This is a genomic window from Candidatus Planktophila lacus (genome assembly GCF_002288325.1).
Classification (GTDB): Bacteria; Actinomycetota; Actinomycetes; order Nanopelagicales; family Nanopelagicaceae; genus Planktophila; species Planktophila lacus.
The window spans coordinates 1,372,801-1,384,812 of record NZ_CP016780.1 but is presented as its reverse complement, the minus strand read 5'-3'; the positions used below and the strand labels follow the sequence as shown (position 1 = coordinate 1,384,812).

15 protein-coding genes are annotated in these 12,012 nt (G+C 46.5%); 8 read left to right on the top strand and 7 right to left on the bottom strand.

Features of this window, described 5'->3' with window-relative positions:
- Nucleotides 1–165: 165 nt before the first annotated feature.
- The 8 genes from rpmH (at nucleotide 166) to A1sIIB106_RS07055 (ending at nucleotide 4,966) form a co-directional block, all read left to right on the top strand.
- Complete coding sequence (gene rpmH / locus A1sIIB106_RS07090; protein ID WP_095671770.1) at nucleotides 166–303, top strand: 50S ribosomal protein L34; 138 nt, start codon at nucleotides 166–168, stop codon at nucleotides 301–303.
- Between the two features lie 26 nt (nucleotides 304–329).
- Nucleotides 330–689, top strand: coding sequence for a ribonuclease P protein component (rnpA, locus tag A1sIIB106_RS07085; protein WP_095677817.1), 360 nt, complete (start codon nucleotides 330–332; stop codon nucleotides 687–689).
- A complete protein-coding gene (yidD, locus tag A1sIIB106_RS07080; RefSeq protein ID WP_095677816.1) occupies nucleotides 690–950 on the top strand; it encodes a membrane protein insertion efficiency factor YidD in 261 nt (86 codons plus the stop codon).
- Nucleotides 950–1,897 (top strand): membrane protein insertase YidC, encoded by a 948-nt coding sequence (gene yidC / locus A1sIIB106_RS07075; RefSeq protein WP_095677815.1) that lies wholly within the window; start codon nucleotides 950–952, stop codon nucleotides 1,895–1,897. The genes yidD and yidC overlap by 1 nt, the downstream gene beginning before the upstream one ends.
- Nucleotides 1,898–1,965: 68 nt before the next feature.
- A complete protein-coding gene (locus A1sIIB106_RS07070; RefSeq protein WP_095677814.1) occupies nucleotides 1,966–2,499 on the top strand; it encodes a Jag family protein in 534 nt (177 codons plus the stop codon).
- Between the two features lie 18 nt (nucleotides 2,500–2,517).
- Complete coding sequence (rsmG, locus tag A1sIIB106_RS07065) at nucleotides 2,518–3,156, top strand: 16S rRNA (guanine(527)-N(7))-methyltransferase RsmG (RefSeq protein ID WP_095677813.1); 639 nt, start codon at nucleotides 2,518–2,520, stop codon at nucleotides 3,154–3,156.
- Nucleotides 3,157–3,164: 8 nt separating this feature from the next.
- Nucleotides 3,165–4,094: a ParA family protein gene (locus A1sIIB106_RS07060; protein WP_269466862.1), complete on the top strand. Its 930-nt coding sequence runs from the start codon at nucleotides 3,165–3,167 to the stop codon at nucleotides 4,092–4,094.
- Nucleotides 4,091–4,966 carry a ParB/RepB/Spo0J family partition protein gene (locus A1sIIB106_RS07055; protein ID WP_095677812.1) on the top strand — a complete coding sequence of 292 codons (876 nt, stop codon included), beginning with the start codon at nucleotides 4,091–4,093 and terminating at the stop codon, nucleotides 4,964–4,966. The genes A1sIIB106_RS07060 and A1sIIB106_RS07055 overlap by 4 nt, the downstream gene beginning before the upstream one ends.
- Before the next feature lie 16 nt (nucleotides 4,967–4,982).
- Here A1sIIB106_RS07055 and A1sIIB106_RS07050 read toward each other — a convergent pair whose 3' ends face one another.
- From A1sIIB106_RS07050 to A1sIIB106_RS07020, 7 genes are all read right to left on the bottom strand, one after another.
- Nucleotides 4,983–6,242: an aminotransferase-like domain-containing protein gene (locus A1sIIB106_RS07050; protein ID WP_095677811.1), complete on the bottom strand. Its 1,260-nt coding sequence runs from the start codon at nucleotides 6,240–6,242 to the stop codon at nucleotides 4,983–4,985.
- A 48-nt stretch (nucleotides 6,243–6,290) separates the two neighbouring features.
- On the bottom strand, nucleotides 6,291–7,292 hold the full coding sequence (locus A1sIIB106_RS07045; RefSeq protein WP_095671762.1) for an N-acetylmuramoyl-L-alanine amidase: 1,002 nt from the start codon (nucleotides 7,290–7,292) through the stop codon (nucleotides 6,291–6,293).
- 24 nt (nucleotides 7,293–7,316) lie between these two features.
- Nucleotides 7,317–7,637, bottom strand: coding sequence for a thioredoxin (gene trxA / locus A1sIIB106_RS07040; protein WP_095671761.1), 321 nt, complete (start codon nucleotides 7,635–7,637; stop codon nucleotides 7,317–7,319).
- Nucleotides 7,638–7,716: 79 nt separating this feature from the next.
- Nucleotides 7,717–8,637: a thioredoxin-disulfide reductase gene (gene trxB, locus A1sIIB106_RS07035; protein ID WP_095677810.1), complete on the bottom strand. Its 921-nt coding sequence runs from the start codon at nucleotides 8,635–8,637 to the stop codon at nucleotides 7,717–7,719.
- A 23-nt stretch (nucleotides 8,638–8,660) separates the two neighbouring features.
- Complete coding sequence (gene murJ / locus A1sIIB106_RS07030) at nucleotides 8,661–10,304, bottom strand: murein biosynthesis integral membrane protein MurJ (RefSeq protein WP_095671759.1); 1,644 nt, start codon at nucleotides 10,302–10,304, stop codon at nucleotides 8,661–8,663.
- Nucleotides 10,291–11,406: a DUF6049 family protein gene (locus A1sIIB106_RS07025; RefSeq protein ID WP_095677809.1), complete on the bottom strand. Its 1,116-nt coding sequence runs from the start codon at nucleotides 11,404–11,406 to the stop codon at nucleotides 10,291–10,293. The genes murJ and A1sIIB106_RS07025 overlap by 14 nt, the downstream gene beginning before the upstream one ends.
- Nucleotides 11,403–12,011, bottom strand: a complete 609-nt coding sequence (locus A1sIIB106_RS07020) for an NUDIX hydrolase (protein WP_095677808.1) — start codon at nucleotides 12,009–12,011, stop codon at nucleotides 11,403–11,405. The genes A1sIIB106_RS07025 and A1sIIB106_RS07020 overlap by 4 nt, the downstream gene beginning before the upstream one ends.
- Nucleotide 12,012 lies beyond the last annotated feature (1 nt).

The window sequence follows — 12,012 nt, the reverse complement described above, 5'->3', positions numbered from 1 at the left end:
GATCCAGTTTGACCCGACTCTATCCACACCTCTACCGTTACACCCTCGCTTCCCCCGTATTTATGAAGAGTTCATAGAAACCGGTTTGCGCTCAGGTCGGGTCAGTCAAAACCCGCCCACGCTCAAGCCGAACTGGCCGCAATTTAAGTTTTAAAAGGAGTCATCATGACAAAGCGCACCTTCCAACCTAATACTCGTCGTCGCGCCAAGAAGCACGGCTTCCGCGCACGCATGGCAACCCGCGCAGGACGTGCAGTTCTTTCAGCTCGTCGCGCCAAGGGCCGCGTTCGCCTCTCTGCGTAAGTTATAGAGCCGCACCGGAAAATCTCGTGCTGCCTAAAAACGCACGTTTGAATTTAACCGCCGATTTCGCTCGCGCAACAAAGAGCGGAACCCGCGTTACCTCAGAGCACTTCGTTGGATACCTCTACATCAACCCTGCTCCAGAAGAAACCAACCCACCAAAGTTTGGGTTAATTGTTAACAAGGGAGTTGGCGGCTCGGTTGCGCGCCATGCGTTAGCTCGCAAACTTCGCCATGCGGCAGCGCCACAACTTTTAAAACTTCCAAAAAACTCTCTCTTTGTAATTCGCGCCCTGGCTAAAGGTTCATCTTCTGACGTTATCTCAGAGGTCGAAAAACTTGTCTCTAAATTACTGGAACGCTCAACCCGAAACGCGGTGAAGTAGATGCGCACAGTATTGGTTGCGGCAATTAACTTCTATCAAAAATGGATCTCCCCATCTTTTGCACCGCGTTGTAAGTATTACCCATCTTGTTCGACATATGCCGCATCTGCAATTTCGCATTACGGAATCCGCGGCGTAGGTATGGCGCTCTGGCGTTTAGTGCGCTGCAACCCATGGTCACATGGCGGCGTTGATTATGCAGTTAAAGAAGCCTCAACAAACACTAAAACCACAGAGAAAACCAGCGTAGGAGCTAACTAATGGGCTTTATTTTAAACCCCCTCTATAACTTCGTATCCGGAGTTATTGTCGGAATTCACTACTTACTCTCACCTATCTTCGGTTTCGATAGCGGAGTTACTTGGGCGCTCTCGATTGTCGGACTTGTTGTTCTAATTCGTATTATTTTAATCCCGCTATTTGTTAAGCAGATTAAAAGTCAACGCGCGCTTACTGCTCTTCAACCACAAATGAAGGCGATCCAAAATAAATATAAAGATGATCGCCAAAAGCAATCAGAAGAGATGATGAAGCTCTATAAAGAACATAAGACAAATCCACTTGCATCTTGTTTTCCAATCTTGGCGCAAGCACCAATCTTCTTCGCACTCTTTACAGTTCTAAATGGAATTGCGGCAAAGACAGATGCTGGTGTACCAGCGCCAATCGCGCGCGGTTTCCTAAAAGGCGAATATCTAGATAGCGCAGCACAGGCAACATTTTTCGGCGCGAAAATTTCAGAGACCTTCCTAGGTTCACCAGACACAACTGTAAAGATCGTTACAGTTATTTTGATTTTTATTATGTCTGCTACAACATTTACAACACAACGTCAGTTGATGGTAAAAGGAATGCCAAAAATGGATTCCAGCAACAATATGATGTTGCAACAACAGAAAATCATGTTGTATTTATTCCCGGTAATTTTCGCGGTATCAGGCGTTAACTTTCCAGTCGGAGTTTTGATCTACTGGTCAACAACAAACTTCTGGACATGGGGACAACAGTTCTATGTAATTAAACGCAACCCAACTCCAGGCTCTCCTGCTTATGAAGAGCTACAAAAGAAGAAGGCAGCGAAAGATAAAAAAGGTTCAAAAGACTCAACAGGAACCGTTCTCGATGGAACAAACCCTGAAGACGGCGCTGAAGGAACTAATGAGGTTAAAGGCCAGAGAAAGCAGCCAAAGAAGAAAAAGAAGAAGTAAAACGGACATTTTATAACAAAAACTATCAAAAGACCCAAACAACTTTACATAACTACAAGGAGCGTCAAATGAGCGAAGAGACCACAGAAGTATTGGAAAACGAGACCACGGAAGTGGGTACACCTACCAAAAAGGCGCCAAAGACAATTGCGCGCCTTGAAGAAGAAGGCGATATCGCAGCTGATTACCTCGAAGGCTTACTAGATATCGCAGACCTAGATGGCGATATCGATATTGATGTGGAAAACGACCGCGCAAGCCTGGCGATCGTCGGCGGAAAGCTTCGCCACCTAGTCGGCCAGGAAGGTGAAGTCCTAGATGCAATCCAGGAGCTAACTCGCCTTGCTGTTCAGACAGCAACCGGCGACCGTAGCCGCCTAATGCTCGATATCGATGGATTCCGCTCAGGGCGCCGCAAGGAGCTAACCGCCCTCGCCGAGAAGATGGCAGAGCAGGCAAAGACCACTGGGGCATCGATCAAACTTGACCCAATGAACGCCTTTGAGCGCAAGATCATCCACGACACGATCCAGACCCTCGGGCTGTCATCTGAGTCAGATGGCGAAGATCCAAACCGCTTCGTCGTCATCTATCCCGCCTAAAGCGCCTTAAGTATCTAGATGACAAATCTCCAGCCGGAGTCAGATCCTTCACAAGTTTCACGTGAAACGTATATTGCAAAGTTCTTTCCTGGGCAAGAGGACGCTATCCGCGCCTACGCCGAATTTCTCACCACCGCAGGCATCGAACGAGGACTAATTGGCCCACGCGAAGGTGAGCGGATCTGGGAGCGCCATATCTTTAACTGCCTACCTGTAACCCAACTCTTGCCGCAGGGGGCCTCCCTCTTCGATATCGGTTCTGGGGCAGGGCTGCCAGGAATCGTCATCGCCCTAGCCCGCCCAGATTTAAAAGTGACCCTAATCGAGCCACTTGAGCGCAGAGTTGAGTTTTTAAATGAGGCAGTTGCTGCTATCGCAACCGGTGGGGTCGAGATTGCGGTCATCCGTGGCCGCGCCCAAGATGTAAAGAAGAGCGCTGATTTTGTAACTGCTCGCGCCGTTGCCCCAATGGAGAAGTTGAAGAAGATGAGCTGGCATATGGTTAAAACCGGAGGCTCCCTTTTAGCGATGAAGGGGGAGTCTGCGGCAAATGAGATGGTTGGCATCAAGGGAGCCGAGCTCCACGAGATAAAACTTGAGGGAATCGAGCTCGGCAGAGTGATCTCTGTGCGTAAGGGCTCTCTAATAAGTGCTTAGATAGGCGCGTGGTTGATTCACGTGAAACAAGCGATCGCGAGAGCGAGACAAAGGTCGTCGGCGTCCGACGCCTAAAAGAGGCGATGGCAAAACCTGCCTCAACCCGCATCTTCACTGTGGCAAACCAGAAGGGTGGGGTCGGAAAGACCACCACAACAGTCAATATCGCAGCGGCCCTTTCTATGGGCGGCCTGCGGGTCTTGGTCGTTGATCTAGATCCACAAGGCAACGCCAGCACCGCCTTGGGTGTTCCGCACCGTGATATCGAGGGTATTTACGACGTACTTATGGGCAGTGCGCAAATTGGTTCTGTGATTCAAAAGGTTGCAGGTTTTCCGGCACTTGATTGCGTTCCTTCAAACTCGTCTCTTGCAAATGCTGAAGTTAATTTAGTTTCAATGGTTGCGCGCGAACTTCGTTTAAAAGAAGCGATCGATGAGATTTCACCAAATTACGATTACATTTTTATTGATTGCCCACCATCACTTGGACTGCTCACAATCAACGCACTTGCTGCAGCGCGTGAACTTTTAATTCCAATTCAAACCGAATATTACGCACTTGAAGGTTTATCACAACTCCTTGAAACATATGGCGTTGTGAAGAAGCGTTTAAATGCAAACTTAGATCTTTCAACAATTGTCTTAACTATGTTTGATGGTCGTACCCGTTTATCAAATGATGTCGCTGCAAATGTTCGCGCGCACTTTCCAAAAGAGTTAATTGATATTCCAATCCCACGCGCAGTACGTGTTTCAGAAGCGCCTTCTTACAATCAAACAGTTATGACTTATGACCCGCTATCACCAGGTGCGATTGCATATATGCAGGTAGCGCGTGAAATTGCAGAACGCGGAAAGCCAAAAAATGCTCTCGATGTTGACTTTGATTCAAATGTTGTAAATATTAATTACAAACGCGATGGAGAAATTGCATGAGTGCAAAACGTGGTGGCCTTGGAACTAATCTAGATTCTTTAATTCCAACATCTCTAACCGTTGCCGGCAATGAAGTTGCACAACAGAATGAAGTTTCAGTTGATGCAATTTCACCCAACCCACGTCAGCCGCGCACAATCTTTGAAGAGGGTGCACTCAACGAATTAATCGCATCAATTAAAGAGATTGGGATCTTGCAACCACCAGTTGTTCGCCAGACTTCTCCCGGTAAATATGAATTAATTATGGGAGAGCGCCGCTTCCGCGCGGCAAAAGCTGCTGGTTTAAAGAAGATTCCTGTAATCATTCGCCAAACTCCAGATAACGAACTTTTGCGCGAGGCGTTAATTGAAAATATTCACCGTAGCCAACTTAACCCACTTGAAGAAGGAGCTGCTTATGCGCAATTACTTACCGACTTTAACTGCACACACGATGAACTCGCGTTAAAACTTGGTCGTTCTCGCCCACTTATCTCAAACACAATTCGTCTTTTAAATCTTCCCCCAACAGTGCAACGCAAAGTTGCGGCAGGAGTTATCTCGGCAGGCCACGCTCGCGCACTGCTTGGTTTAACTGACGAGGCAGAGATTGAAAAGTTAGCTAATCGGATCGTCGCCGAAGGTTTAAGTGTTCGCGCAACTGAAGAAGCGGTAGCAATTCATTCACCAAAGAAAGGCTCAACTAAGAGTGGCAAAGGTGGAAAAAGTTTCACGACAGGAGAAACCCTGGCTGCCGAAGAGTTGTTGAGTGATTACCTAGATACCCGGGTGAGCGTTCAGGGCGTTAACGGCAAAGGCAAGATTGTTATTGAATATGCAGGACGCGAAGATTTACAGCGAATTGTTGATCTAATTGAGGGCGCTAAGTAAATCCAAACTGCTTAAATCAAGAAAGCGCTGTACCGCGACGCGACATTTCTTGCGTCACGATTCCACCCAAAGCTTTAACGCCTTCACGGATTCGTTCAGGGGTTGGGTGGCAGTAGGAAAGTCGCATCGACCAAGATCCAAAACCATCTGCATAGAAGGCGTTGCCTGGAACATAAGCAACCTTGGCAACGATCGCCTTTGGCATCATCGCCTTTGTATCGATTTCTGGTGGCAAGTTAACCCAAACATAGAAACCGCCACCTGGTTTAGTCCAAGTAGCCTCTTTTGGAAAATATTGTTCAAGTGATTCGAGCATCGCATCACGGCGTACCTTATATAGCTCGCAGAATGATGCGATCTGATCGCGCCATGGTTGATCAGCAAGATAGCTAGAGATAGTTAGCTGAGTGAAGTTTGATGGACAGAGAATTGATGATTCAGATGCAATTACCAATTTATCTTTTAACGACTGTGGAACTAGCGCCCAACCAATACGCAAACCTGATGCGATGGTCTTTGAGAATGAGCCAAGATAGATAACGTTTTCAGAATCTTCAGCGCGCATCGCATTTGGTGATGGGCGATCAAAACCAAGCAGTCCGTAAGGGTTATCTTCAACTACGAAGATTCCTTCTTCGCGGCAAATATTTAGAATTTCAGTACGGCGATCGGCTGGCAACAAAACGCCAGTTGGGTTTTGGTAATTTGGAATCAAGTACAAGAATTTAATCTTGCGACCGGCAGCGCGTACAGATTTAATCGCTACCCGCAGAGCATCTGGAACCAGGCCGTTCATATCCATCTCAACATGGACAACAGATGCTTCATATTGTCTAAATGTTCCGAGCGCACCGACATAAGAAGGCGCTTCTACCAATACAACATCGCCGGGATCGATAAAGATTCGTGAAATCAAATCAAGTGCTTGCTGTGAGCCTGTTGTAACAACTATGTCATCTGGGTTGGCGCGAATTCCTTCAAGGGCCATAACGTCGCAGATTTGTTCGCGAAGCTTCGGATGTCCTTGGCCGCTGCCGTACTGCAGAGCTTCAGCGCCATTGTTAAGGATTAACTGATTAACAACGCCAGCCATCATCTCCATTGGAAGCGCTGAAAGATTTGGCATTCCACCAGCCAGAGAAACAATTTCCGGGCGAGATGCAACGGCGAAGAGTGAGCGAATTTCAGAAGGCAACATTCCGGCGGCGCGAGTTGCAAATCGTTGTTCTAGATTTTGCGGTACACCGGTTTGATAGCGAACTGATACCTCAGACATACCCGTTAGTCTCCCACATGCCCACTAGCGCTAGCGAATTAATTAAAACTAGCGACGAATGCCCGCACTTCGCAGGTCAGATAACCGCAAAGTTCCTGTTTTAGCATCATCCTCAGCCGATAGATAAAGGCGTTGAATCGCAATAATAAAAGCCTCAGCCAAAGTATCGCGAAAATCAGGACGGGCAAGGCGCGCTGCATCACCAGGATTTGTTAGATAACCCAAATCTACGCGCACCGCTGGGGCTTGAGTTAGGCGAAGTAGATCCCAAGTTTTGGCATGGGTTCGGCAATTTAATAAATCAGTGCGCGCGCAGAGCTCGCGTTGCACAAGGGATGCAAATCTCTCACCAACTATTGAATGCACTCCATGGGCATCGCTGCCGTAAAAGTATGTTGAAACTCCATGTGCGTCAGGGTTTGAGTGTTTATCAGTATGTAAAGAGATAACCAAGTCTGCGCTATTTTTATTTGAGAAAGTAATGATTTCATTCTCTGTTAAAACATTCTTTGGTCCGCGGGTTAAAAACACACTGGCGCCAAGTGCTAACAAACGACCTTCTAAACGTTGTGCAATGTCATAAACAATCTCTGCTTCATCGTTGCCAAATGCTGGATCCAAAACAATTACCTTATTTGCAAGTGCAGGACCGCGATTGCGTTGCTTAGCGCTTTCACGCATTTGTGCAGGCGCTCCACCAGAAACTATTTTAGTTAAACGAATCAACGCGATAATTGTTGCTGGACCACATTTACCATCAACTTTTATTCCTACCGATTTTTGAAACTCTTTTACTGCAGATTCAGTGCGCTCACCAAATATTCCATCAACGCGTCCGGCGTTAAAACCCATCTCAGTAAGGCGCGCTTGAAGTGCTGCAACATCGTCACCGCGCATCATTGGAGATGGTTGGAGATTTAAAGAACGATCGCCTAACTTCCAGCGAGATTCTTCAAGTGCGCGTTTGGTCTGGTCATTTAACTCACCGGTTACATGCAAACCACGTTCTTGCTGAAAAGAACGAATCTCGTCAGGAGATAGTTCTTTCATAAGAGATCTAAACCAACGAGTTGATTAGATGAAGCCTTCGAGCTCTTTTAGAAGCGCTGGCTTTGGCTTTGCACCAATAATTGTCTTTACAACTTCACCGTTTACATAAACGTTGAGCATTGGAATTGATGTAACTCCATATTTGATCGCGATCGCTGATTCTTCATCGGTATTTAGCTTCACGATAGTGAGTTTGTCTCCGTGTTCAGTTGCGATCTCATCAAGGATTGGTCCGACTGCGCGGCAAGGTCCACACCACTCAGCCCAGAAATCAACAAGAACTGGCTTGCTGCTCTTGAGTACGACCTCATCGAAATTGGCTGCGGTTACTTTTCCTGCGCTCATTTGCTGCTCCTATTTAATCGGTTCTATATCTGCTTTAGATCTGCTTTTAACTGTTAAAAAGTACGTTGTTGTAAGAGTACTAGTGCGAGAGGAATTTTTCAGCGTCTAACGCCGCCTGACATCCCGACCCTGCTGCAGTAATTGCTTGGCGATATGTGAAATCGACAAGATCGCCGCAGGCAAAGACGCCCTTCAAGTTGGTGCGCGTTGAGCGTCCTTCTACTGAAACATAACCCTCTTCATTTAGCGTTACTTGAGATGTAACAAGTTCACTGCGCGGAATATGCCCGATGGCGACAAATAACCCTGTGAAATCTCGCTTACTAACTTCACCAGTAACTGTATTGCGAAGTTCTAACGCTTCAACTTTCTCCGCACCGAGTACATCTGTTACTTCGGTATTCCAGAGCATTTCAATCTTTGGATTTGCAAAAGCGCGCTCTGCCATAATTTTTGAGGCGCGAAGTGAATCGCGGCGGTGGATCAAAACAACCTTTGAGGCAAACTTTGTTAAGAAAGTCGCTTCTTCAACTGCAGAGTCTCCGCCACCAACTACAGCAATTGTCTGATCGCGGAAGAAGAAACCATCGCAAGTTGCACACCATGAAACTCCGCGACCAGATAAACGCTTTTCGTTCTCTAAACCAATTTCCTTATAAGCAGATCCCATTGCAAGGATTACCGCTTTAGCTTCGACGGTATTTCCAGAACCATCTTTAATAATTTTAATGCCGCCTGATAAATCCATTTCAACGACGTCATCGGTAATTAGCTCTGCGCCGAAACGTTTTGCTTGTTTGCGCATGCTGTCCATTAGATCTGGACCCATCACGCCATCGACAAAGCCTGGAAAATTTTCTACCTCAGTGGTGTTCATCAACGCGCCACCTGCAGTAACTGAACCTTCGTAAATAACTGGATCTAACTGGGCGCGGGCAGCGTAGATAGCAGCGGTATATCCGGCAGGACCAGAACCAACGATTACGAGATTTCTTACCATGGGCTCAGCGTATCCATTCGAGATTACTTTGCGCGGGCAGCACGGCGCTTACCCAAAAGTGAGATTGCAAACTCTTTCATCGCAGTGATTTCCGTGATTTTCAAGGCATGCGCAACGAGCAAGAACCCGACCCCACTTCCAATCAAAACAACTAATAAACGAGCTACGCCAATGAGGGGCGCGGCATCATCATTCATCCAATTAAAGAAGAAGGCGAGAAGAAAGAAGGGAACCATCGCGATCGCCGATGCTAGATATAGGCGCGCATGCTGACCTGCAAACTTCGACATCTCTAGAGGCCCGGTGTGTTTCTTTAAAAGCGCGATCGTTACAAATAGACCGAGGATGTAACTAACCGCAAAGGCCACCCCCAAACCAATTGTTACAAACTCACTCTTTAACGTTGCCAAGAAAACATACGAGAGAACTGATGAGATTATGTTGATTATCAAGATAGATACAACTTGGGTCTTGGTATCTTCAAAAGCATTAAAGCCACGGATCAAAACTAAGTTAATTGAGAATGCAACCAAACCTAAACTTAGCGCCGATAAGACATAACCAATGTAACGAGAGTCTTCAAGTGAAATACCAAAGTAGAGAACTTCAGTCATTAGTGAACCAAAGAGCAATAATGCGACAGAGCTTGGAACTGTTACAACACCACACATGCGGATTGCACGAATCAACTGCTTCTTAACTTCTTCGACATTCTTATCAATTGCTAACTTAGATAAATGTGGAAGCAAGGCGGTAACGATTGAAATCGTGACGATTGAATACGGCAGCAACATAATGTAGTAAGCGCTTGTAAATGGCGTGAAACCAACACCGGTTGTTATTCCCGCTTGGGCGCTTCGCACCGCGGCGCTAGTAGCGACATTTACCGTAATTAAGTAACCAAGTTGAGAGATCAAAACATAAACCAAGGTCCAACCAGCTAATGAGAAAGATTTACCAAGCCCTGCAACACCGAATATTGGGCGCAGACGTATTCCAGATTTCTTAACAACCGGGATCAAGATAAGTGCCTGAATAACAATTCCGAGAGTTGTTCCCCAACCGAGAAGTTGGATCTGGGCGTCGGTAATGTTTTCAACGGAGATGCTTTCTTGAAGGAATAGAACACCGCTAAAAATCACTATAACAACGAGGTTATTAGCGATTGGCGCCCACATTAAAGGAGCGAAAGAACCGCGCGCATTAGCAACTTGCCCCAACATCGTAAATAGCCCTAAAAAGAAAATCTGCGGCAGGCAATAACGGGTGAAAGCAACTGCGATAGAGAATTCGCGCTCAAAACCGTCAGTTGCAAACTCTGGCGCATAGAGTTTTACAAGGTACGGCGCAAAAATTACGCCAACTAAAACAAGGAGTAAGAGAATTCCAGAAATTGTTGTAACTAAGCGCGAGGCAAAACCATGTCCACCATCTTCATCAGAGAATGAGCGCACTAATTGCGGAACGAAGATCGCGGTTAGCGCTCCACCAACAAGTAAGTTGTAGAGAATATTTGGCATTGTGTTTGCCACGTTGTATGAATCTGCAAGTAGCGCTGTGCCCAAGACAGCAACCGCAAGAATTGCCCGGAAGAAACCAGTAATACGCGAAAGGATTGTTCCGATCGCCATAACACCTGAGGCGCGAAAAAGCTCATTGCTTTTCATTACGCCCCCTTCGTATTCTGCGAATAGTCTGGGTTAAAGCCGCTACAAATAGCAAGAGCGCCGCACCTATCGTGAAGTAAGTAACCCGCGAATCAAAGAAAGTTACTTTAATTGCTAAGCGCGATGCTGGACCAATTTCATCGCCTTCCGCATTTGTGATTTGTGCGAGCACAGTTGTTGCACCAGGAGCGATAGCGTTAAATGGAATTGAGAGCTGGGTTCGCGAATTTGAACCGATGGTGAAAGTTGGAACATCCGATACCTGTACACGTGAGTTGAGTGGAGTTAAATTGACTGCAACACTTACGGGAACGCCAAAATCATTTGTTACAGTGACTGGAACTTTTCCGGTTTCGGATGCGATTTGATATTTTCCTGAAGAAACACGTAAACGATTTAAGGTTTTTACTACCCCATCGGCTGCGTCATATGAGAAAAATTCGCGATCTTTCTGATTAAGCGACGGCGAAAGTAAAACCGCTAACTTCGCGCGCTGGGCTTTAACTTCAGGAGCGCTCACAACCGATGACAATGCAGTTAACGCTTGGCGATTTTGCGTATATTTCTTACGCAATACAGGGCTTAAACGTGATTTACCGGTGCTCCAAACACTGCTATCTCCGGGCGAAACCTTACGGTTTAAATGAAATTCAACTCGCTCTATGCCATAACTTTTATATAGGCGAAGCTCGCTAGGAGCAGAGCGCGTAGCTAGTGATAAATCAGGATTTCCATAAGGCAGCGCAAATACTTTATCGCCAGCCGTTAAAAGAATTAAGCGAGAGATCCAACCTTTTGCAACGAGCTGTCCAGTGGTTAATTCACCATTACTTAACTCGTATCCATCTGCCATTGCGGCGACTTCATCAAGTAGAGCGCCATCAATAACCCAAGTACGCGGTCCTTTAGGCTTACTTTCAAGTGGCCTACCTAAACGGCCTGTTGGAAGTAGATCGTTGGTTAGATCATCATTTCTAAAAGTGCCATCAAATAGTTGGTATGGCTTACTAGTTAACTTTGTTACGGTTACATCAGCAATAGAATGCGGAAGACTTATAAATAGAAAAGCTAAAGATAAGATGAGTGCGGATGATTTCTTCATTTAGCGCCAACTTCAGCGGTTGCGTCAGTCCGTGCAATCAATTTCTTCTCATCTGGATAAGCTAAACGATCAACAATTTCAGCAAGTGGAAACCAACCGACCTCATCTACTTCACTCTCTTGTGGTGCTAATAATCCACCGGTCTCGCGGAACAAGTAATGATGAACAGTTTTATGAATTCGCTTACCGCCAGCCATAAACCAGAAATCAATCACACCTAAAGAGCGTTCAATCTCAGATTCGATTCCGGTTTCCTCGGCGACTTCACGGAGCGCAGCCTGTTCAGGAGTTTCGCCTTCTTCTATATGCCCCTTTGGGAGGGACCACAAAATTCGTTTTCCGCTGGCATCTTTATGATCAATACGACCGATTAAAAGACCGTTCTTTCCGCTGTGATCGATAACTAAACCGCCAGCGCTGACTTCATCTACCCGCTTGGCGTAATTTTTTGCTGGATTCTTGGCAGGGCTCTTTGCGGGGCGTTTATTCTGCGCCTGCGCATCTTTGGCAGGTGAATCACTTGCAAGTGGGGCGCGATTTGCGGGGCGTCTACGCCTGCGCTTTTTCTTCGTACCTTCGCTGCCCGCACTAGGTGCCGGGGTCATA

Bases quoted from the DNA above. Each gene is read 5' to 3' on its own strand.
- rpmH (WP_095671770.1), top strand. From the start codon at position 166: ATGACAAAGCGCACCTTCCAACCTAATACTCGTCGTCGCGCCAAGAAG.
- yidD (WP_095677816.1), top strand. From the start codon at position 690: ATGCGCACAGTATTGGTTGCGGCAATTAACTTCTATCAAAAATGGATC.
- yidC (WP_095677815.1), top strand. From the start codon at position 950: ATGGGCTTTATTTTAAACCCCCTCTATAACTTCGTATCCGGAGTTATT.
- A1sIIB106_RS07070 (WP_095677814.1), top strand. From the start codon at position 1,966: ATGAGCGAAGAGACCACAGAAGTATTGGAAAACGAGACCACGGAAGTG.
- rsmG (WP_095677813.1), top strand. From the start codon at position 2,518: ATGACAAATCTCCAGCCGGAGTCAGATCCTTCACAAGTTTCACGTGAA.
- A1sIIB106_RS07055 (WP_095677812.1), top strand. From the start codon at position 4,091: ATGAGTGCAAAACGTGGTGGCCTTGGAACTAATCTAGATTCTTTAATT.
- A1sIIB106_RS07050 (WP_095677811.1), bottom strand. From the start codon at position 6,242: ATGTCTGAGGTATCAGTTCGCTATCAAACCGGTGTACCGCAAAATCTA.
- A1sIIB106_RS07045 (WP_095671762.1), bottom strand. From the start codon at position 7,292: ATGAAAGAACTATCTCCTGACGAGATTCGTTCTTTTCAGCAAGAACGT.
- trxA (WP_095671761.1), bottom strand. From the start codon at position 7,637: ATGAGCGCAGGAAAAGTAACCGCAGCCAATTTCGATGAGGTCGTACTC.
- trxB (WP_095677810.1), bottom strand. From the start codon at position 8,637: ATGGTAAGAAATCTCGTAATCGTTGGTTCTGGTCCTGCCGGATATACC.
- murJ (WP_095671759.1), bottom strand. From the start codon at position 10,304: ATGAAAAGCAATGAGCTTTTTCGCGCCTCAGGTGTTATGGCGATCGGA.
- A1sIIB106_RS07025 (WP_095677809.1), bottom strand. From the start codon at position 11,406: ATGAAGAAATCATCCGCACTCATCTTATCTTTAGCTTTTCTATTTATA.
- A1sIIB106_RS07020 (WP_095677808.1), bottom strand. From the start codon at position 12,011: ATGACCCCGGCACCTAGTGCGGGCAGCGAAGGTACGAAGAAAAAGCGC.